The sequence below is a fragment of the Nitrospira sp. CMX1 genome, assembly GCF_054902215.1.
On sequence record NZ_JBUBKD010000040.1, the window covers coordinates 155,031 to 179,700 of the forward strand.

The following is a 24,670-nucleotide window of genomic DNA, read 5'->3' on the forward strand; positions in this document are numbered from 1 at the left end:
GCTCTGGCCCTCCATGGCTCTCACCCACGACTGGACGATTCCCGGGCAACGTTCACTGACCGATATCGAGGAAATCGAATTGGTGTATGCCGGTTCTCAGCCTATCCCCAAAATTATAGTGCGCGGGCGACAGACGACCAATTCATTTGTTCTTTCCTCCCATCGACCATCAGATGACCGACTAGATCTGTTGGCTCAGACCGGAATGTGGCAACCCGTTGCTACTTGTCAGGCAACCACGGTGAGTCTGCCTCCTCCGCTCCATGTGCAGGTTGCTTATCAGGGCACTGCTCCCTGCGGAGTGATGTGGGCACTGTACAAAGCCGACACAAATCTGGATGCGTTATCATTTCGAGCACTCCGTATCCGCGGGACGACATCAAGCCCTGTGAAGATCGAATTGGTCGACGCGTTGACCAGACCACAGCAGGCTCACGCGGTAGCCGAACGTCTTACCGGCCAATTTTCACTTGAGATCCCGCTTGCCCCGCTCGCACGACAGGTCGATCTTCGACAGATTGCTCAGATACGGCTCATGACCGAAGCTGATGCTGACATGGTCATCGACGAATTCGCGTTCATAGGACCATCGTCCGAGACTCGTCCGCCTCCATCCATAGGATTTTGGTATTGGGACTATCGCTCGGCGATAGGAGATCCGGATGGCATGGTGGCGGCCTGTCGGAAGCAACACTGCCGACGGATCTTGCTGCAACTTCCCGACATGCGGGACTCGGACCAAATCTGGGCAGCCTATGCTCACCTATTCGCTGTGACGAAGTTGACAGACATCGAGTTGTTCGCGCTCGACGGGGCTCCGGACATGATCAACCACACCACACCGTTGATCGCGAAATTGGAACGGTTACTAGGACTGATGGGAAATCAGAGGCTTCCTGGTATGCAGTTGGATATCGAACCGTACCTATTGGATGGCTTTCCCGAAGACGAAACGATCTTTGATCGCTATTTAGACACCATTGATCGGGTGGCGACCGCCTTACGAGGGCGAACAACTCTCTCCGTTGTCATTCCTTTTTGGTTCTCCTCCACTGTTCACAGGCAGCGACCTCTCGCGTTTTCAGTGATGGATCGGGTGGACGAAGTCGCCGTCATGAGCTATCGAACCGATGTGGACGAATTGATCGCGATCAGCGACGACATTCTTCGGTACGGTGCATCGAAGCGAATGTCCGTCTGGCTCGCCTTAGAAACCACAAGCCTGCTCCCCGAACGGCATGTCATCTTGAAACGAGAACACCGGTCGGCTTTGGCGGACGGCGTGCTTGATCCGGTCCGACGAACACTGACCATGGAGCCTCCTGCCCACAGAGAATTATCGGAGCAGGACCAGACCATGTGGTTTCGCATTCATCATCGAACCACGATACGCCCTGAGCGTATTTCGTTTGCAGGACGTACAGAGCAAGACGTACATCGCACGATCACAGGCGTGTTCGCTCGGACTCACCACTCCAGCTTTTCAGGACTCGTGATTCATGATCTGCCCGGCTACCTGACGCTCACGCGATAAGATGACGACCAACCGAGCCTCAGCACGATTCATTTTAAATGGTTCTGGGTTGCTGCTTATCTGGAGCCTCGCCTTGGTAATCGGCATGGGTGGATACCAACCGGTTCATGCTGCAGATGAACTATCATCACGCTTGTTGCTTGAGCAAGCCAAACAGTTTGAACAGGCTCAGCGGTATGCTGATGCCATTGACATCTACCGCACCTTGCTCAGGCAAGACCCGGAGAACGACGAAATCCGAGCCGCGCTCGCACGGCTGTTGTCGTGGCAAGGCGCCCATGCCGAAGCCGCCGAGTTATATCGAGAGATTATCCAGCGACATCCAACGGACCTCGACGTGCGCACCGTCTTGGCACGGGTGCTCTCATGGCAAACAGATCGGAAAGAAGCCCAGCACCTCTACGAGCAGATCTTGCTGGAGAATCCTCGCCATGCCGAAGCGCTCCAAGGGTTGGGAGATCTCTTGCTGTGGGAGGAACGCGCCACGGATGCCCTCCCCTATTATGAACGGGCCTATGCCATTGATCACGACACCGCGATCGCTGAGCGCATTGCCTCGATCAAACGTGCGACTCCGCCGTCAGAAAATCTTCCACCTACCGTGGCTCCTGGATTCACACAACCCGTGAGAGCGGAACGACTCGCGCAGGCACAGGCATGGGAGCGAAATGGAGCATACGGGCAAGCGATCACCGCCTACCAACAAATCCTGAGTGATACCCCGGCTGATGATGAGACCCGCGGGAACCTCGCGCGTATTCTGGCACAAGACGGACAATTCGATCAGGCCGCCTCTCTCTACAGCGACATCCTCATACGTCATCCCTCTGACCTTGATGTTCAGATCGGCTTGGCACGGGTGCTGTCGTGGCACAAACAGTATGACTCGGCGATCCAGCACTATCAGGACGTACTGCGACAGGACCAGACGAATCGAGAGGCCTTGCGTGGGTTAGCAGATACCTTGTTCTGGAGTGGGGCTATCCAGGAGGCCAACCAGCAGTATGCGCGTCTCTATCAGTTGGCCGGCGATGAGGCGGTTGCGACGCGCATGCGGGACATCACCGCGCTACTCGAAGCCTCCCCGCGAGCCCCGCTTGGCCTACGCGATGCAACCATTCGCTTGCCGTTTCGCGACTACCTGAAGGTCGGGTACGGACAGTTTTCCTACTCACGCGGGATCCAGGATGAACGGGATGTGCTGTTTGAGGTCTCCAAATCTATTGGCGCGCAAACTCTGATCGCACGCGTTGAACCGATTAGTCGCTTCGGCTTTCATGACACGGTGTTATCGGCTGAGGGTTATAGCCCCTTGTGGCGTCGAGCCTGGGGCTATCTCGCCGCACAAGGAACGATCAACCCCGACTTTTCTCCTACGCATTCGTTTGCAGGTGAGATCTCCCAGGGGCTCGGACTTCTACATCCGCTGCTGACACGGTTCGAGACTTCCTTCGGCTATCGCTACCTCTCCTACAAGACAGACACTATTCATTTGCTCAGTCCTGGATTGACCGTCTTTCTGCCATTCAATCTGTGGCTCACAGAAAAACTGTATTACGTCCCTGAGACCGGTGCTATCACGCTTTCGTCACGGTTGACCTGGCGTCCCACTAATCGGTTTCAGGTGTTCGTCTCCGGCTCCTTCGGAACATCCGGCGAACGGATCGTCGCGACGCAGGATGTGACACGCGTGAGCAGTCGAACCATCCAAGGAGGGATTGTCTTGCCCGTGGCCGATCGGATTTCTTTGGAAGTGACCGGATATGATGAAGATCGAGGAGCGCTTTATACCAGGCGCGGGGCCAGCTTCAGCATCATCTATCACTGGTAACGGCAAGCGATGTGAGAGAGGAGCGCGTGCGTCCCTTCGTCCAAACTGACCTTCCCCTCGACCTCTGGTCCATCAGTGCGGTTGCGCTGAGCGGCATTATTGTCCTCCTCCTCGCGTCTATTCTTCTCTTCCGGCGAAGTCGTCTTGCAGGCCAACATCGACAACAACGTATCACTCAGGAGTGGGGCCCGCTGCTGACACAATCCGCGGGTGGGACACTTCCACCCCTTCCGGCATTGACCCGTCGTGATCATGTCATCTTTCTATATCTCTGGAATAAGTCCTACGAGTTCCTTCCAGAGCCCCTCACCGCTCCCCTCATTCGCGTAGCCCAAACCGTCGGCAGTCCTCACCTGGCGACAGAGCTCCTACAGTCTCGCCTGCTGAGTCAGAGAATACTTGCCGTGGTCACATTAGGGCGATTGCAGGAGCGGTCGGCATGGGCACCGATCAGCACGTTGCTCACCCACCACAATTCATTTCTGGCCTTTCATGCAGCACAAGCCTTACTGAAGATTGATACGCATACGGCGCTCTCGCTCCTCGTGCCCATTCTCGGTCAACGAACAGATTGGTCTCCAATAAAAATTGTCTCCATGCTGCAGACCGTGGGACAGGATCTGGCGTCTGAAGTCCTTGCCAAGACAGCGATTCAGGGAGATCCGGAGATCAGTCCACGACTGATTCGTTACCTGCCGGTGATAAACAGTCGGCGAGGCCTCCCGATCCTTCGACAATTCCTCCATGATACTCCCCCCTCCGCAAGCATGCTGGCCGCCTGCCTCTTTGTGTTCGGAGAGTTTCGTGATCCCGCTGATCTCCCAATGGTTCGCCAACACCTGACCAACGAGGCCTGGTATGTCCGAGTTCAAGCCGCAACCGCGATCGGAAAATTGGGAACCATCGAAGACGAGGACCGGTTGATCGGCTTGTTCAACGATGAGCAGTGGTGGGTTCGCTATCGGGCGGGAGAAGCCTTGGTCAGTTTAGAGTCGATGACGGAAGAGAAACTGATGAGCCTGCAAGAGTCGCTCACCTCGCCGGAGGCTCATGAAATCTTGGCTCCTATCTTGGCCAAATTCCGGGCACGCCGCTCTCCGATTGCCATCAGACCCTAATTTGAAGCATTTGACAATATGCACGACAGCACCAGCCACTGAGTCAGGACGGGTGATCGTTATCTACGAACACTCCCTTTATGGGGTTCGCACTCTTACTCCCTCTCCTCCCCCACCCACTTCCGCCAACTTCTCAATAATCGCGGCGGCTTTGTCACGAACCGCGGGGTCTTCATCGGCCAACGCATCAAAGACCGGATCCATCGGCGCCTTGCTGTCTTTTTTCTCCCAGTAGTCCAACGCACGATATCGGTCGCGGGCATCCAAAGAGCCAAAATCCTTGGCAACAGCGTCGGGGATATTGAGCCGATCGTCGGCATCCCGCAGTGCCGCCGTCGTTGGTATCTCCGTCAGTGGCGGTGTCGCGCCGGCTGAACCGGCAACCTTCGTCGATGTTGGATCTACCTGTCTGAATTTCTCGGCGCGCGACTGCTCTCTTCCAGTGCGGTCATTCGGCTTGCCATTCCCCGCGCGCAGTTCTGCGTTTGCCGGTTTATCGGAAACAGGCGAGTCGCACGCAGCCGTTCCGGCCAGCAACAGACAACCTGCCACCAGCAACCGCCAGCCTTCTTTCGCTGCCGACCATCTACCCATAGCTTTATTCCCTTTTCCTATGCTGCCCATGACCAATCCCATACCGTAATGCCAGATCATAACCAGTTCATCATACAGCCGGTGGCCCCGCACATATTCCCACAGTCGCGTCCTATGTCCTGCCTGGGTGCCCAGGCAGGACATAGGGCACATCCTACTTCACCAGAGCTGGAGCTTTCTGCTTATCTGTCAACCCGCCCGTGCCTTTCCATGTGAGACAATCTGCGGTTGTGCAATTCTGAACCCATTGCTGCACCCACCCGTTGTAAACCACCGGAACCGGCAGGATGCCTTGTCCGCCCATGCCCGGGTTGCCGATTACCGTATCGTCCTGCACAGTCAACGCCTTCCTAGCTAGCAACACACGCCCGACTATGGCAGCATCGCTCGAATTGCCGTCTCCGTTGGGATCCGGATCCACGACGATCATCGCATTGCTGAATTTGCTGGCAACATACGCGTAATAGCCGCCGCCTTGCTTGGCGCCATATTGCACACCGTGACAGCCTGGATCACAGGGCAACATCGCCACAACCTTGTCTTCATTCGGATTTACCGTACCGTTCGGCAGTAGATGCCGAGTATCAACAATCGTAATGGTGGCAGTCAGGGTATTGGCCGTGACCATATTGGTTCCAGCCGGACTCACCGGCGTCTGAATGGGTAACGCACCAACAAACGTGTTGCCTGAGACCGGATCCGGCACCACTCCCCCTCCGACTGGGTCGTAGTTTGCGATCAAGTTAATTGGGGGCAAGATCTCTGTATTGGTGTTCATATCAAAGCGCGATATGGTGTTATCAAGAAAATTGGCCACGTAATACTTACTTGAATCCGGCATCATTCCCGTGGCAATTGGCACATGCCCCGTAGAAAATGTTTTCTGGATTACACCGCCAGGAAAATTGTACACCGTCGACGTATTGAGATTTTCATTGGGCGTCACCATTTTGCTTCCATCAGCGCTCATCCAGTGGCCATGAGGATGGGTGGCGGTAAACACATCCTCTCCCCCCGATCCCATCGGGATGTCCCGAATAAAAGCATTCGGACTGAGCCCACCTGAGCCAGCCAGATCATTAAACTCCCGCACGTAATTGTTACCGTTCTGTGCCACATGCACGAGGTCGTTATTGGCTCTCGTCATCACATGTGAGGGAGCGCGACCCGCATTCAATTCACGTATGAACGTGCCGGTCTTTCTATCAAACACCGTCAATCTCTCGTCGAACCATTGGGTCTGATAGATCACTTCTTGATTCTTATCCGTCCACATGTTGTGAGGATGGTTCATATTGGTCATTGGGAGTGCAATCTTCTTCGTCAGCCCCCAGTTCGCTCCGTCGATGGCCGTCGCCGTCCCCGGCTTCGACTTCCCGGCCGTCAATTCAAACTGGGTGTCGACCCAGATTTCACCCACCGCTGCTGTTGCCGGATTAAATATTCCATTTGGCAATCCAGTGTGTGCATCCACACCTGTTAGAGGGACTGTCCCAATCCCAAGTACCCCAGAGAGATCCGCAACATCCACCCTAGTCCCATCTTGTTTGTACACAATCACCGGGACAGCCGGAAAAGCCGGCTTCCACTCCGTCTTGGTGTAATCTTTCCAATTCCCCGGGTCTGTGAGGATAAAGAAGGTGCGCAAGAGGCGGATCGCCAAATCGCTATAGGTCGGGACCGTTATGCCGTTGACGAGTGAAATCTTTCTGCCGAGATCCAACCCTAACCCTCCGTTCACTTTCGTTTTGGGATCATCCACGATGACGGCCGAGAACATGTAGGGATGGATGTCACAGATAAAGACATAGAGTCCTGGATCCGTCAAAGTCACTTTGGCGACCCCTCGCCGTGCCGGATCGCGCACATCGATGGCTGCCTTGAATGGCATGTTCTTGGCTCCGGCGGGGTAAATCAAGCTCAGCGCCGTATGGACCGTACTGGCTTCTCCACTATACGTGGGAAATCCCACCGTTTCTCCAGGGCCAATAACGGCGAGGGATCTTTGCTTAGCTCCTCCGATGGAGGCAGGCACACACCCGATAGAATTCGAGTTGCCTGTGTTCGAACAAGTAAAAAAGTTTCCGGGCCGGTCTCCGGCCTCGAATGAGACGGTCGGAGAGGAAATAGAGCGAGAGTGAGCAGGATGAGCGGCCTGGACCACGCCGGCCATGCCCCATCCTATTAGCAAACTGAGCAAAGCTAATAAGCAATATCGCGTTTTCATAGAACCTTCCTTTTAGGGTTTCAACCGTTTCATCGATGTGTTGACACATGGCGTTCCAGGGTCAGTGGACGTGAAGCTCCGACATCATCCCGAACGTGGCATGAGGAAGGATGTGACAATGGAACAGCCACCGACCTATGCCTCCCCCGTCCGTCGAACCATCTATCTTCTTGCGATCGTCCAAGGAGACCCTGAACGTAAAGGTGAAATTCGCAGGCACATCGACGATATCTCGAAACTCCTTACGTTGGAACATATAAGACCGTCCGGTTATCCCTGTTCGTGGGGTCAGCTTGATCGGCTGCACCGAAAACCCGTGCAAATGAAACGGATGGTGTGCCCCCGTCATGTTGGTCACCGTCAGCTCCATCGTATTGGAGAGGGCTGCATGACGGGCTGATTCCAGATAAAAAGGATTGCCGCTGTTCAGACCATTGAAGTCGCGCGGCATCGGGACCCCGTCAATCGACGGCTGAAAAGCGCCGGTGTTGTTAGAGAAGGTCAGCTTGATGTCCTTGTCCAGCGATCCAGCCGGTGCCCCACCTACGCCGTTTTCGCCGACGGGAACGACAAGACCACCCGTTGCCGTACCGAGAACCTTGACCATCGCGTGGCCCCCCAACCTCGCAAGCAGCGGCTTACCGTTCGCAATGTCGTACGCAGTGGCCGCATGACCATTCACCTTCAGATGCATTACCGGCACCGTGGGAATCCATGAGTAGGTAGCCTCCACTCGCTGATAATCCTCCGTCCAGAGGGTGAGTACGGAGTTCTGCGCGACGGCCTTCGGAATCTCCACCACCACATCCGCACGACCTGCAGGCGTGAGCAGAATTTCGCCGCGCCCATATTTCGTATCAAAACCACCAGCCGTAATGCCCCCCTCAACAAGCGCGTAGTCGAGCAGCCCCCCTTCTCCACCGATGCGAACCAGTGGGATTTTATCCCCACTCTTGGTCGTCAACCGAAGGCGAACGTAGCGGACCGGCGAGGGATTCACGATCTGCAACCGCAGTCCCTGACCTGCCTGGACGTCAAGTGTCGACGCCCCAGCTGCAAGCGCGCCTGGCGCCGAAGGAGTTCCCGCCCTCGCCCCAACATTAACGCCGTTGGTCAGGACCGTAAACCCTTCACTCATGGGACCGATCAATCCGGGAGATTGAATGTTCGGAACATCTCCGGCACCGTATAAATTCGGTGTATACACCCCATTTGCATCCAGTGGATACTCCTCGCAGAGGATGAGCGGGGACTGAGTCAAAATATGATTTTGGTAGTTGATCTCCCACGATTGAATACCGCTGACGTGCGGCAACTCGCCGGCAAATGTGGCCGGATTGGTCCCCGTCCCCGGAGCGTTGCAGACCGTGATGTCGCTAACCACCAGCGTCTTGGTTTGGGCTGCCGAAGGAATCACATTCTGCGCGATAAGAGTTGCCTCATACCCGTGATTATCTTCAACAATGATCGACCCGTAGAGCCCTTTGGCCACTTGGTTGGTCGATGAGTGGTGGTGTGGGTGGTACCAGAAGATCCCCGGCCTTGTCACAGTGAAATCGTAGAGGAACGGCGGACTCCCTGGAGCCACTGCAGCCTGTGTGACTTCCGTGCCATCGCTTTGATTGTTCAATTCGATGCCATGCCAATGAATACCGGACACATTCGCCTCTGGAGTCCCAGGAGTCGAACTTGTAGGATTGAGGCTATTCACAAAATGCACGATGACCCGATCTCCAACTTTCAGCCGAAACTGTGGGCCGGGTATTGCGGCCTGAGTACAATCGGTTAAATCAGCGTCGGAACAGCTTTTATAGGCCATCCCGTTCGCCATCACCCCATTGCCGATATTGACGGTGGCCTCATCTGCCACAATCCATGTCTCGACGATGTTGGGATCACTATTCCCGTCTTTAACCTTGGGAACCTCATACGGCCCAACTCCCGTTGTGGCCTGCACCGATTCGGTGCCGGACAGGCACAGCATGATCGCCAACACAGCGCTAAGGCACGTTGTCCACCTGTTGTCGCTCATGACTCTCGTAGAATTGCTTATTAAACCTTTCACCATGATAGCTCTCCCTAGTGTGATAACTAATGATCTACCTGCATAATGCGAAACGACATCCTTCCTCTCGCCTCTGAATCCAGATCTGGGCGCCGTCTCGTTGATGACAGATGACACATGGCGCACGCGATCCATTTTTTAAGACCTTAAACAAAGCGATCCTTCACCCAGCCGATCAGTCATGTTGCAATATTTTCAGGACGCCGGACGGATTTTGACAAAGGGCAGAGGGTTGGAAATACACGTAGGTAATGTCTGGCGGATTGCAAGGCTCATCCTACTTTGAACATACCGGGAATCAAACAAATGAGCGTTCATTACGGTTCTCTGCCTCCTATATTTTGTGAAATGCCTCGCGCGACGGGCCTCGACAAATGCTTCTCACATAATAGACTGATCGTCTGTTCCATGATTCAGCCTGTAGTAATCACCTGCGACACACCCAATGCATTTATTTCAGCACACTAAAACATTCAGCAAATATTGTTCCCAAATTGACGTAATGGTACCCTGCGTGGCTAATACGTATTCTTTCAATATATAAATCCAGCTATTGCGCTATTCTCAAAAGTGACGAGAGCAGGACATACTGCTCTGTGGAAGGCAGGACGACCGCGACTGTATCTGAAACGATTCAGTATCTAATCAGATTCACAAGAAGTCCTCACTCCTTCAGGAAAGAGAGCCGTCTCGATGAAATCGTTTTGGCACGCTTAGAGCTGATGAAGGAAAAGTCACTGATGAGGCTGCGCCGATAGAAGGCTGTCCAGCCTGAGCATGGCTCAGGCTGGACTCATGGCACTCGTTATGGAATCGAATTCAGGTGAGAAGGTGCCAACTGATCTTTCCAAGTCTGTGGAAGATTCTGCACCCAGCCGTTGTACACAACAGGAATGGTCAGAATCCCCTGACCGCCCATGCCGCGATTGCCGGTAACAGCATCGTCCGCCGCTGTGGTACCCACAGAGGTAAGCAGAATGCGCCCAACAATGTCCGCACTCGCGGCATCCCCGTTAGCATTAAAGCCTACGACAATCAGTGCGTTGGAGAATTTGCTGGAGACATAGGCGTAGTAGCCCCCATTTTTCCTGGCACCGTACTGGACACCATGGCAGCCGAGGTCGCATGGCAACATTTTCACGACGTTATTAGTGGAAGGATCCACGATTGTGATCGTGCCGCTTAAGGTATTGGCCATCACCATGCTCTTTCCGTCTGGAGCCACTGGAGTCTGGATGGGCAAAGCACCTGCAAATGAACAATCACGCCCAGGAAGCCCTTGGTAGAATGATGAGGAAGAGCAACCTTTCGCCTGGCTTGCCAGGTCGTCTCGTCAATAGCAGTGACGGTTCCAGGCTTGCTCTTACCACCGGTTTTTTCGAATTGGGAATCAACTCAGACCTCACCAACGGCATCTGCTGGATTGCCAAGAGATTCCATTGGAGTATCGTTGGCTAAGCCAAAAGCCGCCATCGCCTGATCAATGGTCAATGTGACTCCACAACGCACAAATACCATGACCCGCTTGCTCATTAGGCTCCCTCCTTAAATTGAGTAAGACCGCTGATATGAGACGACGGCAATGTACCGAGTTCAGACCGTGGGTACAACGCCATATCGTATAAGAATTCACTAAGATTTCGCGTCATCACTCACCCCAAAAATCCTGACGATATGCTCACTCAACGCTTATGTTGCCTGACACCAATTACACACAATCTCATGACATTCCAGAATGAACAGAGCCGTGTGATTAACTTGTCCTACTTGCAACTACTATGAATCTATTTAGATGCAGTATCTAAATAGATTCATTCTCCCATGACCGACGCATGTGAGCCCTATCCCCGCCTCTCAAGCGTTCAACCACGCTAGAACCTGATTGCATTTTCCCAAAACCATCCAAAGAGAGAAGGGATATATCCCGTTAGCGCACGTCTTGAAAAAGGGTCTGGGGTAGGACCGGCAAGCGGAATTCGACGTGAAGAATAATCAAGAGCACAGGGACAAAGCTGCGCCAGGCACCCATCTTGATGAACTTCAGAGTATCGGTAACGATCGGCGGAGAAAGTAACAATGGTTCGGTCACCTTGATGACCCACCTGCAGAAAGCCATGTCTCCCAAGATCAGTTGATTTGGAAACCCACCAAGTTCCTCAAACAACGCCCGCCGAACAAACAGAGCCTGGTCTCTATAAATGATCCGGCTGCGGATACACCGAAAATTGTCCAAGAAGGAAATGAACTGCAACCGCCAATCATCACTGGAGAACTAATGCAGAAAACCACCGGATTGAATCGACTGACCTGTCTCCATCTCGTTCAACCGTCGAATCGCCCCGTCCGGCAAAATAGCAATGGGGCAGGATGGTCCTGCCGTGTTTTCACTTTTTCTGGACATCGGCCTATCTTGTTGCACAATCACTCTATTCAATAGCCTGTTGATGAGGAGACACGCGATGCGAGCATCTCATAGACTGATTTTTCGACTTCTCCTGGGAGGTCTGATCATATTTTCGATGAGTGCCCCATCCATCAGCAATGCAGGCTCACAAGATAGGAAGAACCCCGTTGTTCCACCTTCAGGATCAGCTTCCTCAGAACCAGATGACTCAGTCACGAACGCCCCTCCCCTCTCACGTCCCAGTCAATCAGCCCCTCGACCCGGTCCGGCGTGGAAAACCATCGGTGGCACGGTCACACACATCAAGGGTGAGGTCTATACGGTTGAAGACTACGACGGGAACCAGGTGCAACTGTACGTGAGTCGAGAAACCAAACGGCTTCGAGGCCAGAAAAAAGTCGGCGACCGGGTGCGTATTGAAATCACACGAGACGGTTTTGCAAACTCGATTCAATAGCTGAGATACTCGGTTGGCTTGATTATCTGGCTAAAATATTCACCCGAGCATCTGAAGGTTTGACGAAGATGATATCCCCGTAATAGGCCACCGCTTGCTCTTTGGTGTTGTCGGTATCGCTCATAATGGCCACGCCATTGATCAAGGGCGGCTCTTCGCCGAAAGCCTTTTTATAGTCCTCATAGATGTTTCGTGACTCATCGACCCAGGCACCGAGTTTGTGCGGCCCACTCTCAACCACCACCATTTTGACGAAATCCGTATAGGCATTGTCGATGATCGCCCCCACCGGAGCCTTCGTTTCCCAGATGTAGTTGATGGCTCCGATCGGAATATCCCCAAACAGTACCTGACCCGCCTTGAACTTGAGTTTCTTGCCGAAGCTGACCTTGCCCGGGTCGTACTCAAAGGTAATGTAGAGTCGGGCCGGATAATCGTCGCCGTCTTTTCTGGTAACATCGCTCTTCTGAAGCAGATTCTCGACCTTCCACCGCCATCGAACGATTGGAAATTCCTTCGGATCGATCCTGATCTCTTTGATCAAGCCCGATGCCGATGAATCACTCATGGCCTTGACGACGACGTGGGAGTCGTCTTTCATCAATTCGTACGTCGTCAGTTTTGGGGTCTTTTTGAAGGTCAGGGGTTTCCATCCTTCCGGCAGACTCGCGCCTGGTTCGCTTGCAGAAAATCGCGCGACTTCCACTATGGCTCCATTTTGTGCCTGAACGAATATCGCCGATAGGGCCGTGCACGTCATGAGGACAATACAGGTGATAAGACTCCGCATCATCGTTCAGAGCCCTTCATTCTATCGTCTCATCCAGACAAACAACTTAATCAGCATGTTTTTTGTCGCCTCCGTGAAGTGCGCCTTCCGCCAGAGATTCACGACCTTCTTATTCACTTCTGCTTGTGTGGGATAGGGATGAATCGTGCCGGCAATGGTTTTTGCGCCGGCTCCCGTCTTCATCACTATGGAAAATTCGTTGATCAAATCGCCGGCATGGGATGCAACGATCGTCGCCCCGAGAATCCTGTCCGTCCCCTTTTGAATATGTATACGGGCAAACCCATCCTCCTCCCCGTCTAAAATCGCCCGATCAACCTCATCGAGCTTATAGGTGTACGTCTCAACGTCCAGCCCCCTTTCCTTGGCATCCTTCTCATACATCCCGACATGCGCCACTTCCGGCTCAGTAAAAGTACACCAAGGTATATTCAACGATTCGACGCTGGCATAGCCCAACCCCAAGGGATGCGGAAACAAGGCGTTCTGAATCACGATCTGCGCCATAGCATCGGCAGCATGGGTAAACTTATAACGTGAGCATACATCACCGGCCGCGAAGATCTTTGGATTCGTCGTTTGCAACCGACTATTCACCGTGATGCCATGCTTGTCGTATTCAACTCCGGCTGCTTCCAATCCAATCCGCTCCAGATTGGGCGTCCGACCAACACCCACCAAAATCTCATCGACAGTGACATCATACGGCTGACCATGCGAATCAACCGTGAGACGCTTCCCTTCGGCCGTTTTCTGTATCTGTAGGTCCTGACCGCAACAGAGCAGCTTGACCCCATCACGAACTATCTGTTGTTCAACAAGGTCCGCTGCGTCGCGGTCTTCATTCGGCATGATGCCGTGCGTCGCCTCGATCAAATACACTTGGCTCCCAAAACGAGCAAACGCTTGCGCCAGCTCACACCCGATCGGGCCGGCTCCAATAACACCCAGGCGCTGCGGCAATTCCGTGAGAGAAAAAACCGTTTCATTTGTACGGTATCCGGCTTCGTGCAACCCAGGTATCGGCGGTACCGTTGCACGCGCCCCGGTACAGACCGCGGCTTTGGCAAACATAAGAATGCGATTACCTGCCGCCCCTTCCACTTGAACCGTGTCGGCTCCAAGAAACCGGCCGTTACCGATATAGACATCCACACCGAGCTTCGTATACCGCTGAACGGAATCATTTTGGCTGATGCGGGCACGCAGTTTCCGCATGCGAGCCATGACAGCCCCGAAGTCATACTTCACTCCGGGAGGAATATGGAGACCGAACTCGGTCGCCTTTCTCAGGTCCGCCCATACTCTAGCGGCCCGGATCACACCTTTCGACGGTACACACCCAACATTGAGACAATCTCCCCCCATCAGATGTTTTTCGATCAGGGCCACCTTAGCGCCGAGGCTTGCCGCCACGACGGCCGTGATCAACCCGGCCGTTCCCGCCCCGACTACTACGAGATTGTATCGACCTGTCGGCTCAGGATTGGTCCAATCGCCAGGATGAACATTCCTGACGAGTTGTTGATTATATTCGTCGTTGGGAAGGATCATCGACTGGTTCTCTTCACTCATTCCCGAGATTCCGGGTAGAGGTTGTGTCGACATGGCATGGCATCCTCCGTTGTGTCTGGGCAAACAAGCAGCTTTTCATGACACCGACTTTGCAGAAAACCGCTTATACACAACCGGTACCAGCGCCAACAGTCCTAATAGAACAAAGGCACCGATGACATTGGGAGACGCGATTTCTCTCAGGGAATTGATTGTCCCCAGTTGGCGTCCCGCGTAGGCATACACAAACGACCCAGGAATGATGCCAATCGCCGTGGCGACGACGTAGGTCCCGAGGTTCACACGTGTGAGTCCCGATACAAGGTTGACCACAAAGAAAGGAAAGAGTGGGATCAGTCGCAGCGTCAAGAGATAGCTGAAGGCATTCTTGGCAAACCCTTCCTGAAACGGGCCGAGCCACTTGCTGAATTTCTGCTCCACTGTATCTCGCAGCAGATAGCGTGCGGTGAGAAATGCGAGAGTCGCTCCGGTTGTCGCCCCAATATTAATGAAGAGAGTCGCCAAGAGCCCGCCGAACAAGAACCCACCAGCCAGCGTAAGAATCACGGCACCCGGCAGTGATAGGCCAGCCACTGCCACATAGGTCAGGATAAAGATTCCAACCGCTACCGTAAAGTTGGCATCAGTGAAGGCCAGTAAGCTATCCCGATTCTCTTTCAGCGCCGTCAGGGATAAGAATTGCCCAAGGTCAAAATAGAAGAAGGTACCGATGGCAAGAGCAATAACAACAACGATGAGAGCCTTACCTGTACTTGTACTCCCAGTTCCTGCCTGATTCGAAACCTGTGTGCTCATAATGGCATCCTGGCGTATCATGGGACCTCCTCTAGTAACTGTCAATGAAATAGGACGCATGGGGTGTTGGTCTTGTCGTACCCGGAAACCTTACATAGTCAACTTCTAGAAGTCGGTTGCCAGACCGGATAGGATTCCCGTAGTCTACGGTGAGGAGGCCAACATGGATGACTCAAACCGTCTGACAAAGACTAAAGAACAATGGGCTCGGGCAAGACGAGGTGGGGAGGAACGTGAAGTCTTTTATGACGGAGATGAGCGCCTGCCACCAGGCCAACACCTCGTCGAGAACTTCCCTGTGCTGGACCTCGGCTTCAAGCCAGAGATTCCATTCAGCGAATGGAATCTGACTATTGGCGGATGTGTCACGACCCCCATCACCTGGACATGGGAACAATTCTTGGCTCAACCTCAACTCACCGATCGGTCGGACTTTCACTGTGTCACATCATGGAGCCGATATGACAATGATTGGGAAGGTGTGAGTTTTCGACACATCATTGCCGTCGTGAACCCCCTGTCACTGGCTCGATTCGTCCTGTTCAAATCCTACGATGATTACACGACCAATCTCACACTCGAAGCCTGTGACGATGACGATGTGCTGCTCGCCCACAGCTGGAACGGGAAACCGCTGTCCCGAGACCATGGTGGACCGGTGCGGGTTATCGTCCCGAAACGGTATGCCTGGAAAGGGGCAAAGTGGGTAAAGGAAATTACGTTTTCCGATAACGACGAGAAGGGATTCTGGGAAGTCCGCGGCTATTCGAACACCGCACTTCCATGGAACAACGATCGCTACGGATAAAGGGGGAAGGACTATTTCTTAATCCACCCACCAGGACCTTCGATAAGGTTTCCCGGGACGGTATTCTGAATAGCCTTTTCTCCCGCGAGGGTTTCGACAGCTCGAATATCGGTACGGTTTCGTTTTGCAATCTCTTCGTACGCCTGTCTCCGCTTTCGATTCACATCTTCTATCAAGCCTTGAGCTTCAGCATTGGAAGGAGTCACCGTGCCCAGATAACCATTGGGCCTTTCTCCGACCAGTCCCTTTGCTTTCGCTTCATCTAACGACAGGGCGAATGCTGAAAAAGCGACCGCAGTTCCTACGAGCGTCGCACACAGCACAATGGTCAGCCGTACCATAGTCATTGGCGCCTCCGAAATTTAGAACAGTCCGTTGTCCTTCGACAACACGTGATCCAGGTCCTTGTCGACTTTTAATCGTATTTCATGATCGATCTTCACGTTGAGATTGATCGTAATCGGCTTCTCAGACGCAGCCACTTCTACACGTGGAGTACAAGCACATATCGTCACCATGAGCCCCCCCCAGATCAGCACGGTTGCTCGTCTCTGTATCGCTGTCTTCATCATGATCAGCCTCATGAGGATGAGAGTCGTTTATATTTGCGCTCGATCGTGCCTGGGATTTCTTCAATAAGTCGGAGACTCTTTAAAAGGGTCGGAATGTGTTCTTGAACCGTGAGATTAAAGTGAATAGGTGGGGTCTGTGCAAGATCTGGATTCCGCCCCTCCAATCGCGCACTCAAATCCAACATGCCAGTTTCTCCATACCTAACTCCCACGCGCAAGAACTTGTAGTGAAAATTATTGAGGGCTTGCGCTACAAGTTGGAGAGGCGTATCCGATTCTGAAAGCACGGGGGGCGACTCTACAGTTGAGAGATGTCGTATGACTCCACCTGGAGGCTGCGCCTCGATCACTCCATCATCCACCACCACTCCCCTCGGAGTGATGGTGACCGGGAGTGTCCCATTGAGTGTGCCGGTTCCCTGCAGTCCCCGCTGTTGTTCCACACTGAGAATCTTCGCGAGATCCAGATTCCGTAACGAAAAGACCGTTGTGGATGAGGACGACGGCAAGTCTACCACAAGACCAGGACTGGTGATCGTCCCTCCAAAGGCTTCACACTGAAAATCTTTCACCTCAACCCTTGGAAGTGGGTCCGTCAATTTCCACCGTGCCTGATAAAAAGCCCTGATATTGGTGACTTCCACACCACTCTGGAAAGCCCCCACCACGAGAGAGGCCGGCTGAGTCGTCAGAATGGATTCCGTTCCGTCTGCACGAAGAACCATTGACGTGCTCACCCCTCGGATTCCATAGTCGTGATAATATCCAGAAACATTCTCCGCGATCACCCGTGCGGTCGCGGAGGTGATGGTTGTACCGTTGCTGGATTGACTACCACCTGTATTATCCCAGACCACATCGACCATGGCGCTGACGGTTCCATCAAGAAGATCGTTCGATGGGCCAACCGCCCGAATAAATCTGCTGAGCCGCCGCTCGGCCCCATCAAATTGCACCGGACCGATCGTACCATGCAACGCTCCGTATGCCGTGCTCAGCGATTGCTCAATCCTGGCCGTCACCAACCCTTTATGATTCGGAAGATCCCCCTGTAGATCCGCCCCAATACTCGTTTGATCCGCAGAAAACTTGGTGACCCAATGACTTGGTGAAGGAATAGCCGTTCCAGCACTCACGTTGACTCCATCAACCACCAACATCCCGCGGGTAGTCCAATCCGTGCCTCTCGTCTCCATGTCCTGAATGCTGAGCAGCCCTTGGGTCACCGTGACAGTTTGACCACCTATTCTGACGCCAGGAGTCCGAATCGTGGCAGCCAGTGGGCCTCCGATGCAGTGCCTTGGAATCAGATCACATTTCACGGTAAGGGGTTCGGAGAGATTCAGTGTTGCTCCCGGGACGAAGACCGCACCTTGTCCAATCTGCTTTACCGTAATCGAAGATGGCGGTAATAACACGCCCGCGATACGTGCTCGTTCCAGCCGTACGGTCCCCCGAACTCCCCCTGCTGCCTCTTTAGCTGAAAGTCTCTCCGTTAATACTCTAGGGAGCACTCCCTCCAATTGATAGGCTCCTTCAGCCAAGATTAGTTCATTTCCACGCCCTTCAGCCCTGGTGGTTTCGAACATGGCGACCAATGGCCCAGATGCCCTGCCGTAGGTCACCTGCAGCGGACCTTGAGCCACTGTGCGGATAGGAGTCTCTTTCCAATAAAGAGTCCCTTGTACGACCTCCTTGTTCTCAATTCGTACCGGCTGATCTCCATGAGGAAGAATCAACCGAACTACGTCCGGAATAAGGCGAGGTTGGGTATTCAGCGTCGCGGTGAGAAGCACGCCAGGGCTCATAGCCCACTCCGCCTGAGCCGCATTCCCTACAAACCGTCCCGCATAGGCCAGTGCAATATCTTTCGCCACTCCCTTCAGTGCGGGCAAGGTGAGATTGATACGGACCTGACCGTCTACACGGGTATGTTCATCCTCCCAGAGCGACCCGAGCGCAGCCCGGGTTGCAGCAACCCCGGCCCAATCGAGGGCGACCTGCCCAGTGACCTTCTCCAGCTCGGGGCCGATCGGCACGAGGAGCGCGATAAACGGAGCCAGCTCCTGTACATTCATTCGAAGTTGCCCGTCGACTTTGATATCCGAACCATCGGTCGGACGCGATCTGGACTGCCAGGAGACAATCGGTGCTGCATGTGGTCTCGTCGAAGATAACGTAGCCGACCACGTACTCGCCGAATTCCCCGCCACCACGAGACCATAGGAGCCGGTATCTCGTCCACGAAATGAAAGATGCCCTCCAATCTCATTGCCGGCAGACGTCAGCGCCCCATCAATGGTGACCTTGCGAAGCGGCCCCGTTGCCTGCTCACGAAACACCGTCACATGCTCAAGCTGCAATTCGCTAAAGGGGAGTATGGGAATATTCCGTAAAAGATCGCCTGCGGTCAACAATTTCCACGGTGACGACTCTTCATCATTGTTCACTTCCACATGCGTTCCTCCCGTGGTGGGGTCAGTCGAGTGCACAGTCAACACATGGATAGCCACATCCCTGAGTAGGATACGATGCGCACGACCTTGAAACAGATGTCCCAGGTCATACTGAATCTCGGTATCGGTCAGGGAGATCAGCAATCGTTCTTCTCCCAAGTCTTGCTGAAATGAAACGACCGGGATATTCATACGAGTCCAGCCGGGATACCCGAGTTGAAGGATGACATGACTGTACCCATACGTACGAAGCCCATTGGCCAAGACATACGAGGCCCCCAACGGCAGTACAAGATAGCATCCGCACAACACAACAAAAACCAATAGCACGGCAACTTGATAACGTTGCGTCAACATAGTCGGCGATCCGGTTGAGTCCTCTATGGCATGGTTGTCAAACAAAGCCTTCTACTCTGTCAAGATGGCCGAATGGCTCTGCAGCCGGACATGAGTTGGTGAACCGCAGGCCACGACGCTTTCGTCCCGACCTCACCGCACAACCCCTGTCTCACTACCGAGGTTGGGGGAGGCAAAAGCTGGGGGCCTCTACCTACACGCACCTTTTTACCCGTAATTGAGGAGAAAATTCAGGAGAGCCTACCGTGAACTCAGGCTACCCACGGGCGGACAAACCATGTCCAGCACCCGTAAAGAAGCCGAGTCATTTTAAGCAGAAATTCATATCGAGCAATCCATCAGCGGCAACCGTTGCTTCACCACCTTTCCGACAATCTTCCTGTTGAGCTTTCCTCTGTGTTCCTGTACGCATCTCCATCTGCCCCTCGCCCCTTGAGGACATCCCGTTAGAAGAAGTCCTACCGTGAACTTCTTGAGCGAATATCCCGACATCCTTCTTGTGGAGAGTTATTCCATCCATTGCATGCGTCAACACGAACGCCGTCTGTGTCTGTTGTCCAGAGAGAGGAATCGCGGCTGCCTGGAATGATGCTCCTCCATCATCCAACCACACCGCGATCTTGTAATACTTGAGCGTCGGCGCGAGCGTAAGGCCGATGGCCGCCATGTCACTGGAATAAGACCCATGATTGGCGTGGTAGAGCATTTCCAATCTGTTAATCTCACCGAGGATCACCTCGGCCTCCACCGCTGTGGCATGACCGACAAGATACCCGTGTGAAATCGTCGCCGCTGCAGCAAGGACGCTCAATATGGCCAGAACGACCAACACTTCAAGCAAGGTGAATCCACCAGTTTTCTTTCCTCTACACACCAATTAAGTCCGTCCGAACTTATTGACCGCCGGTCGAAAGGTAAATCGCTGTAATGTCCCGTCGATCTCATCGAGGGCATCTCGTGCTTCCTTCACTCCCGTGGACTCAACCGTCTCAATCTTCTGTAGTGCCGCCTGCAAGGCTCCTGTCTGAGCTCGAATCTGATCAAACGACCTTTCAATATTCTCTACAGCGCAATTCGCGTGATCAGCCAACTCATCCAGTCGGTCACTGGGACGAAAACGCATACGCCAACGAAGGTTCCCCTGCGCCCACTGTTGAAGACTCTCGTCCAGTCGAGAGAGCGGACCTGCCACACGTCGAGTCAGAACAAGACTGAAAATTACAGAACCGAAAAAGAGCACCGGAACCGCAACCCATACTGTCTCGCTTAATGCCAACATCTCCTCAGCTGCAGCCTGCCGCTCTTCCAAAGAATCACTGGTGTAGAGCACGACGACAGGCTTCAGATGAGCCCCATAGAAGGCCATGGTGAAAAACAGTGCCGAATACAGAAACAGCAATAACCCAATCCAGACGGCATAGCCCTTTTGGATTCGATGCACAAAAAATCCGGATCGCGGATCGACCGTCGACATCGACGGGTGTGAAGCCGTGGCCATGCGCATACCCTACCTTCCTCTCGACGTGGCATCGAGAAAACGCCCCATGTCTACCGTATCACCAAGCCTGCCGGCCACCAAGAAAATGACTGGTTGTATGAATGCGAGATAGTCCGGATGAGTGTACAGTCGACGCCGGGAGGAACCAGATGTTGCGTGGGTTATGGCGACGCTGGGGGAGCAACGGCAGTCGGCTCCTCGCACTTCTTGCAGTTCAAGAACGTGCCAAGATGCTGCTCACGTCCTCCAGCGGTCAGGACCCATGGACGATTGAAAAATGGGGGGTGATGTCGAACATGTTGCCCGTGGCTACACGCGAGATCGGCAACCCAGTCGCCGTGCTCATCTTGATGATACCCAATGATAGGTTGTTGCATGTAATAAGATCGCTCGTCGTTAGATCACACCCATCGCCTCAACTGCATCATAAGAGAACACCGGGAGAGGCCTTTCACTACGGCTACTACCCTTATCGTTTTTCAAATGGCAATTCCGGTCGTTGAAGCGCGGACACATACCTCCAGTGTTTTTCTTGGTCCTGATCAAAGCTCCCAAGAAAAATTACGTCTCGATCGAGATGGCGAAATTCTGCCAGGTCAGTCCGACAAGTTTGAACATTAATGACTCGAGCATCGTACTGCCCAACAACATAGACGTTGCCCTTGGCCGCCAAATAGACGTTCCGTCGACCTGCATAACCCGTATCAGGAAAGAGTTCCGTCGTGGACTTACACCCACCTTGTCCCTGGACATTCATTGTAAGATTGAATCGCTGCAGAAACGGATCAGTTGCCGTTCTCACAATAGCGAGACGAAACTGGAGCATCGTGAGTTCCAGTGATGCAGTCTCGGGCACAGTGCTGTTGCATCCCACTGCGATCGGCAACAGAGCAATACAGATCACCACCCAGACGAAAAATCTCACTTGGCTGGTGAAACCTTGGGGACCGCACCGATCGCATCCAAGCCCCCCTGCGCACATGCGTCATCCAGATGGGTGCCTGGTGCTCCACCAACTCCGATGCCACCAACCACTTCTCCTCCAATTTCGATAGGGAGCCCGCCGCCTAAAATCAAAACCTCACCATTAATGTCACGAAGAGCCTGAAGCATGGGAACTTTGGTGATGAGATCGGCAAGCTCGCTCGTGGTGCGTCGCAAGCTGGCGGCGGTATAAGCTTTTTTCCGGCTACTGTCTACCGTATGGGACCCAGCACCGTCGGCTCGTCCCATGGCACGAAGCACGCCCTCACGGTCTACGACTGAGACACTCACTCGGTACCCATCCTTTTTACAGACATCTAGCGCGGCTTGAATCGCCTTGGTCGCCAGTCCCAGCGGTAATATCGATTCTTTAGGCAAGTCATCAGCTAACGTGACGTAGGGAACTGCGAGGCTAATGAGAACACACAGCATACCGGCCGTGACGATTCGATGCTTTCGGCTTGATAAAATCTTCATCTGCATCGTAGAGCTCCACACTATATCGTGCATGCAGACTACGGATGCGCAGAGAGCCTGTCAAGGGAGAGACCGGCTAGCGCTGTTGGGTAGCGGACCGCTTATGTCGAACCGCGTTGGTTGCCTCAGGTGTGATCGGCAACAACCCAAGATCCTCGACCATGGCGCGAAGAGGTTCTGCAAGTGACCACGCCTGTGCCGGACAGCCGCGTGGAGCATGCGGATCGTCTCCATCAAATATCTCTGATACGTGGCCCAGACAGGTATCTCGTAGACTCGCTTCTATTCCGTTAAGGAATGACCTCGCCTCACGTTTGGACTTGGTCGTACGCCCGAACGTGCTCACCCATGCTGTCACAAATGGTCCCAACAGGAACGGCCAGACGGTTCCCTGATGGTAGGCACAATCCCGTTCTCGTGGCCCCCCTTCATAGCGTGGCCGATACCGGCGGTCCTGGGGTGACAATGTACGAAGACCCACCGAGGTCAGAAGATGCGCTTTGACAACCCGAAGAGTCTGTGTGGCTTGTTCGTTCGTCAGCAGATCATCGCAAAGGGACATCGCGTACACCTGATTAGGACGCATTGAGGTATCGTCCCCCTCCGGCCCATCGATGACATCGTACAAGTACTGTCCGTCCTCATACCAGAATCGTTGACGAAACGATCTAACGGCTCGTGTTCTATCTCGCCGACAGTCCGCCGCGTAATCTCGTTCACCGAATTTTGCAGCTAACTGAGAACCAACTTGTAACGCCCGAATCCACAAAGCTTGAATTTCTACCGGCTTTCCGTACCGTGGAGTCACGACCCACTCTCCTATTTTGGCATCCATCCATGTCAGCTGTGTCCCAGGCATTCCTCCCGCAATCAACCCATCGACGTCCATCTTGATGTTGTATCTCGTCCCTTGACGATAACCATCGAGAATCTGTTTGATGGCCGGCCACGCGACGGCTCGAACACGTTTTCTATCCTTGCTGTAGACCAGATAGCGATCGACCGTGTGGATAAACCAGAGAGAGGCATCGATGGTATTGTACTCAGGATCCTGGCCGAGATCGGGAAAGCGATTCGGCACCATACCTTCCGACACAAAAGGAATGAAGGATTCAATAACGTGCCAAGCAGCCTCGTACCGTCCGGTCACAAGGAAGAGACCAGGTAATGAGATGAAGGTGTCTCGCCCCCAATCGGTAAACCAAGGATATCCGGCAATCACCGTCTGCCTGGAGCCCTGCCGTACGAAGAATGTACCGGCAGCTTGCCGAAGGGCTTCGGCAAAGCGATCCGGACGCTTCGTGACCGTACGGCGCCTTATCCGGCTGGCACGTTCCGTCCGAATGAGTTCTCCAGGCTGGATGCCATCGACCAGTTCGCTGGTCAGAACAAGAATCTGCTCCCTACCGGGCTCCAAGTCGAACTGCAATTCTCCCGGAGACCACCAGTCTTCTAGAAAATCCAGCCCACGCTCTTGTTCGAGAGGAAGCTGTACCTGTCGATACCAATCGGGGGCATGGTGATAGGTTCCGGTGTGGAGGCAATGCACGGCTGGAAGACTATGGTAAGGCTGCCAGGTCACCCTCTTCTCGGTGATCACCGCCACATCGGAAAGCCCACCGTTTTCATGGTGAAGGGCATGATAATCTCGCCCCGTGAGCTTCGGACGTACACGCAGTTCGATTGCATCTGTCGTTGGTGTGAGGAGTTTCCATCTCACCACAACAGTGCTCTGACCCCATACACAGAAGATTTCTCGGCTGACTTCTTGATCGTTGAACGTAAAGATCCAGGTTGGCCAAGGAGTCGACGAAAAGGAAACACAATGCCTGTACCCTTGAGGATGGATCACGCCAGGATACAGATTCGTCGAGATTGAAACGGCGCAACCATCCAGATGAAGCCACTCCTCTAGGTGATTAACCAGTACGTAACGATGGTATTCAGGGGGGCTCGCCACAACCAATAACCCATGATACCGACGCGTGTTGGCGCCAGCCACCGTGCCTGACGCAAATCCCCCGCACCCGTTGGTTTCCAGCCATTCCAGACTCAGCGCACGATCGGAATCGTGGCATTCTTTTTTGCGAATCCGCATCAGCGATCCCTCGTCATTCGTATCTCATGC

24 protein-coding genes are annotated in these 24,670 nt (G+C 53.7%); 5 read left to right on the forward strand and 19 right to left on the reverse strand.

Annotated elements, in window-relative coordinates:
* Positions 1-13 precede the first annotated feature (13 nt).
* Genes ACYX34_RS10425 through ACYX34_RS10435 form a run of 3 tightly spaced genes read left to right on the forward strand, consistent with a single transcriptional unit; the run spans position 14 to position 4,483 of the window.
* Entirely contained in the window at positions 14-1,534 is a 1,521-nt protein-coding gene (locus tag ACYX34_RS10425) for a hypothetical protein (protein ID WP_462076496.1), read from the forward strand.
* A 1-nt stretch (position 1,535) separates the two neighbouring features.
* Positions 1,536-3,365: a tetratricopeptide repeat protein gene (locus tag ACYX34_RS10430; RefSeq protein ID WP_462076497.1), complete on the forward strand. Its 1,830-nt coding sequence runs from the start codon at positions 1,536-1,538 to the stop codon at positions 3,363-3,365.
* Positions 3,366-3,391: 26 nt separating this feature from the next.
* Positions 3,392-4,483 carry a HEAT repeat domain-containing protein gene (locus tag ACYX34_RS10435; protein ID WP_462076498.1) on the forward strand — a complete coding sequence of 364 codons (1,092 nt, stop codon included), beginning with the start codon at positions 3,392-3,394 and terminating at the stop codon, positions 4,481-4,483.
* Between the two features lie 78 nt (positions 4,484-4,561).
* On the opposite strand, the gene ACYX34_RS10440 is transcribed toward ACYX34_RS10435, so the two are convergent.
* From ACYX34_RS10440 to ACYX34_RS10470, 7 genes are all read right to left on the reverse strand, one after another.
* Positions 4,562-5,221 carry a hypothetical protein gene (locus ACYX34_RS10440; RefSeq protein ID WP_462076499.1) on the reverse strand — a complete coding sequence of 220 codons (660 nt, stop codon included), beginning with the start codon at positions 5,219-5,221 and terminating at the stop codon, positions 4,562-4,564.
* A 10-nt stretch (positions 5,222-5,231) separates the two neighbouring features.
* Entirely contained in the window at positions 5,232-7,049 is a 1,818-nt protein-coding gene (locus tag ACYX34_RS10445) for a copper oxidase (RefSeq protein ID WP_462076500.1), read from the reverse strand.
* Positions 7,050-7,365: 316 nt separating this feature from the next.
* Positions 7,366-9,336 carry a multicopper oxidase family protein gene (locus ACYX34_RS10450; protein ID WP_462076501.1) on the reverse strand — a complete coding sequence of 657 codons (1,971 nt, stop codon included), beginning with the start codon at positions 9,334-9,336 and terminating at the stop codon, positions 7,366-7,368.
* A gap of 838 nt (positions 9,337-10,174) precedes the next feature.
* A complete protein-coding gene (locus ACYX34_RS10455) occupies positions 10,175-10,567 on the reverse strand; it encodes a hypothetical protein (protein WP_462076502.1) in 393 nt (130 codons plus the stop codon).
* A gap of 197 nt (positions 10,568-10,764) precedes the next feature.
* Positions 10,765-10,902 carry a hypothetical protein gene (locus ACYX34_RS10460; RefSeq protein ID WP_462076503.1) on the reverse strand — a complete coding sequence of 46 codons (138 nt, stop codon included), beginning with the start codon at positions 10,900-10,902 and terminating at the stop codon, positions 10,765-10,767.
* A 394-nt stretch (positions 10,903-11,296) separates the two neighbouring features.
* A complete protein-coding gene (locus ACYX34_RS10465; protein WP_462076504.1) occupies positions 11,297-11,458 on the reverse strand; it encodes a hypothetical protein in 162 nt (53 codons plus the stop codon).
* Positions 11,459-11,641: 183 nt separating this feature from the next.
* The gene (locus ACYX34_RS10470; protein ID WP_462076505.1) at positions 11,642-11,770 is read right to left on the reverse strand and encodes a hypothetical protein; all 129 of its coding nucleotides are present in this window, start codon (positions 11,768-11,770) and stop codon (positions 11,642-11,644) included.
* A 58-nt stretch (positions 11,771-11,828) separates the two neighbouring features.
* On the opposite strand from ACYX34_RS10470, the gene ACYX34_RS10475 reads away from it, so the two are divergent.
* Entirely contained in the window at positions 11,829-12,230 is a 402-nt protein-coding gene (locus tag ACYX34_RS10475; RefSeq protein ID WP_462076506.1) for a hypothetical protein, read from the forward strand.
* A 22-nt stretch (positions 12,231-12,252) separates the two neighbouring features.
* On the opposite strand, the gene ACYX34_RS10480 is transcribed toward ACYX34_RS10475, so the two are convergent.
* The 3 genes from ACYX34_RS10480 to ACYX34_RS10490 are packed head-to-tail and all read right to left on the reverse strand — an operon-like array spanning position 12,253 to position 15,411.
* The gene (locus ACYX34_RS10480; protein WP_462076507.1) at positions 12,253-13,023 is read right to left on the reverse strand and encodes a DUF3047 domain-containing protein; all 771 of its coding nucleotides are present in this window, start codon (positions 13,021-13,023) and stop codon (positions 12,253-12,255) included.
* Positions 13,024-13,041: 18 nt separating this feature from the next.
* Positions 13,042-14,628, reverse strand: coding sequence for a mercuric reductase (locus tag ACYX34_RS10485; RefSeq protein ID WP_462076508.1), 1,587 nt, complete (start codon positions 14,626-14,628; stop codon positions 13,042-13,044).
* Between the two features lie 42 nt (positions 14,629-14,670).
* A complete protein-coding gene (locus tag ACYX34_RS10490) occupies positions 14,671-15,411 on the reverse strand; it encodes a TVP38/TMEM64 family protein (RefSeq protein WP_462076509.1) in 741 nt (246 codons plus the stop codon).
* A 142-nt stretch (positions 15,412-15,553) separates the two neighbouring features.
* On the opposite strand from ACYX34_RS10490, the gene ACYX34_RS10495 reads away from it, so the two are divergent.
* Positions 15,554-16,198 (forward strand): sulfite oxidase-like oxidoreductase, encoded by a 645-nt coding sequence (locus ACYX34_RS10495; protein WP_462076510.1) that lies wholly within the window; start codon positions 15,554-15,556, stop codon positions 16,196-16,198.
* Positions 16,199-16,209: 11 nt separating this feature from the next.
* On the opposite strand, the gene ACYX34_RS10500 is transcribed toward ACYX34_RS10495, so the two are convergent.
* From ACYX34_RS10500 to ACYX34_RS10540, 9 genes are all read right to left on the reverse strand, one after another.
* Positions 16,210-16,545 (reverse strand): YdbL family probable chaperone protein, encoded by a 336-nt coding sequence (locus ACYX34_RS10500; RefSeq protein ID WP_462076511.1) that lies wholly within the window; start codon positions 16,543-16,545, stop codon positions 16,210-16,212.
* Positions 16,546-16,560: 15 nt separating this feature from the next.
* Positions 16,561-16,767 (reverse strand): YnbE family lipoprotein, encoded by a 207-nt coding sequence (locus ACYX34_RS10505; protein ID WP_462076575.1) that lies wholly within the window; start codon positions 16,765-16,767, stop codon positions 16,561-16,563.
* Positions 16,768-16,778: 11 nt separating this feature from the next.
* The gene (locus ACYX34_RS10510; protein ID WP_462076512.1) at positions 16,779-19,583 is read right to left on the reverse strand and encodes an intermembrane phospholipid transport YdbH family protein; all 2,805 of its coding nucleotides are present in this window, start codon (positions 19,581-19,583) and stop codon (positions 16,779-16,781) included.
* 304 nt (positions 19,584-19,887) lie between these two features.
* Complete coding sequence (locus tag ACYX34_RS10515) at positions 19,888-20,457, reverse strand: type IV pilin protein (RefSeq protein WP_462076513.1); 570 nt, start codon at positions 20,455-20,457, stop codon at positions 19,888-19,890.
* Between the two features lie 3 nt (positions 20,458-20,460).
* On the reverse strand, positions 20,461-21,087 hold the full coding sequence (locus tag ACYX34_RS10520; protein WP_462076514.1) for a hypothetical protein: 627 nt from the start codon (positions 21,085-21,087) through the stop codon (positions 20,461-20,463).
* Between the two features lie 155 nt (positions 21,088-21,242).
* Positions 21,243-21,458, reverse strand: a complete 216-nt coding sequence (locus ACYX34_RS10525; RefSeq protein WP_462076515.1) for a DUF3565 domain-containing protein — start codon at positions 21,456-21,458, stop codon at positions 21,243-21,245.
* A gap of 92 nt (positions 21,459-21,550) precedes the next feature.
* Positions 21,551-21,988 carry a hypothetical protein gene (locus ACYX34_RS10530; RefSeq protein WP_462076516.1) on the reverse strand — a complete coding sequence of 146 codons (438 nt, stop codon included), beginning with the start codon at positions 21,986-21,988 and terminating at the stop codon, positions 21,551-21,553.
* Positions 21,989-22,002: 14 nt separating this feature from the next.
* Complete coding sequence (locus ACYX34_RS10535; RefSeq protein WP_462076517.1) at positions 22,003-22,548, reverse strand: GlcG/HbpS family heme-binding protein; 546 nt, start codon at positions 22,546-22,548, stop codon at positions 22,003-22,005.
* Positions 22,549-22,618: 70 nt separating this feature from the next.
* Positions 22,619-24,640 (reverse strand): amylo-alpha-1,6-glucosidase, encoded by a 2,022-nt coding sequence (locus tag ACYX34_RS10540; protein ID WP_462076518.1) that lies wholly within the window; start codon positions 24,638-24,640, stop codon positions 22,619-22,621.
* Positions 24,641-24,670: the final 30 nt, after the last annotated feature.

What these genes read in the sequence shown, in the direction of transcription:
- ACYX34_RS10455 (WP_462076502.1), bottom strand. Translation starts at nt 10,567, where the DNA reads ATGGCCAATACCTTAAGCGGCACGATCACAATCGTGGATCCTTCCACT.
- ACYX34_RS10495 (WP_462076510.1), top strand. Translation starts at nt 15,554, where the DNA reads ATGGATGACTCAAACCGTCTGACAAAGACTAAAGAACAATGGGCTCGG.
- ACYX34_RS10430 (WP_462076497.1), top strand. Translation starts at nt 1,536, where the DNA reads ATGACGACCAACCGAGCCTCAGCACGATTCATTTTAAATGGTTCTGGG.
- ACYX34_RS10450 (WP_462076501.1), bottom strand. Translation starts at nt 9,336, where the DNA reads ATGAGCGACAACAGGTGGACAACGTGCCTTAGCGCTGTGTTGGCGATC.
- ACYX34_RS10535 (WP_462076517.1), bottom strand. Translation starts at nt 22,548, where the DNA reads ATGCAGATGAAGATTTTATCAAGCCGAAAGCATCGAATCGTCACGGCC.
- ACYX34_RS10540 (WP_462076518.1), bottom strand. Translation starts at nt 24,640, where the DNA reads ATGCGGATTCGCAAAAAAGAATGCCACGATTCCGATCGTGCGCTGAGT.
- ACYX34_RS10440 (WP_462076499.1), bottom strand. Translation starts at nt 5,221, where the DNA reads ATGTCCTGCCTGGGCACCCAGGCAGGACATAGGACGCGACTGTGGGAA.
- ACYX34_RS10470 (WP_462076505.1), bottom strand. Translation starts at nt 11,770, where the DNA reads ATGTCCAGAAAAAGTGAAAACACGGCAGGACCATCCTGCCCCATTGCT.
- ACYX34_RS10510 (WP_462076512.1), bottom strand. Translation starts at nt 19,583, where the DNA reads ATGTTGACGCAACGTTATCAAGTTGCCGTGCTATTGGTTTTTGTTGTG.
- ACYX34_RS10425 (WP_462076496.1), top strand. Translation starts at nt 14, where the DNA reads ATGGCTCTCACCCACGACTGGACGATTCCCGGGCAACGTTCACTGACC.
- ACYX34_RS10485 (WP_462076508.1), bottom strand. Translation starts at nt 14,628, where the DNA reads ATGTCGACACAACCTCTACCCGGAATCTCGGGAATGAGTGAAGAGAAC.
- ACYX34_RS10480 (WP_462076507.1), bottom strand. Translation starts at nt 13,023, where the DNA reads ATGATGCGGAGTCTTATCACCTGTATTGTCCTCATGACGTGCACGGCC.
- ACYX34_RS10525 (WP_462076515.1), bottom strand. Translation starts at nt 21,458, where the DNA reads ATGCAACAACCTATCATTGGGTATCATCAAGATGAGCACGGCGACTGG.
- ACYX34_RS10475 (WP_462076506.1), top strand. Translation starts at nt 11,829, where the DNA reads ATGCGAGCATCTCATAGACTGATTTTTCGACTTCTCCTGGGAGGTCTG.
- ACYX34_RS10490 (WP_462076509.1), bottom strand. Translation starts at nt 15,411, where the DNA reads ATGATACGCCAGGATGCCATTATGAGCACACAGGTTTCGAATCAGGCA.
- ACYX34_RS10500 (WP_462076511.1), bottom strand. Translation starts at nt 16,545, where the DNA reads ATGACTATGGTACGGCTGACCATTGTGCTGTGTGCGACGCTCGTAGGA.
- ACYX34_RS10460 (WP_462076503.1), bottom strand. Translation starts at nt 10,902, where the DNA reads ATGAGCAAGCGGGTCATGGTATTTGTGCGTTGTGGAGTCACATTGACC.
- ACYX34_RS10520 (WP_462076514.1), bottom strand. Translation starts at nt 21,087, where the DNA reads ATGCGCATGGCCACGGCTTCACACCCGTCGATGTCGACGGTCGATCCG.
- ACYX34_RS10505 (WP_462076575.1), bottom strand. Translation starts at nt 16,767, where the DNA reads ATGAAGACAGCGATACAGAGACGAGCAACCGTGCTGATCTGGGGGGGG.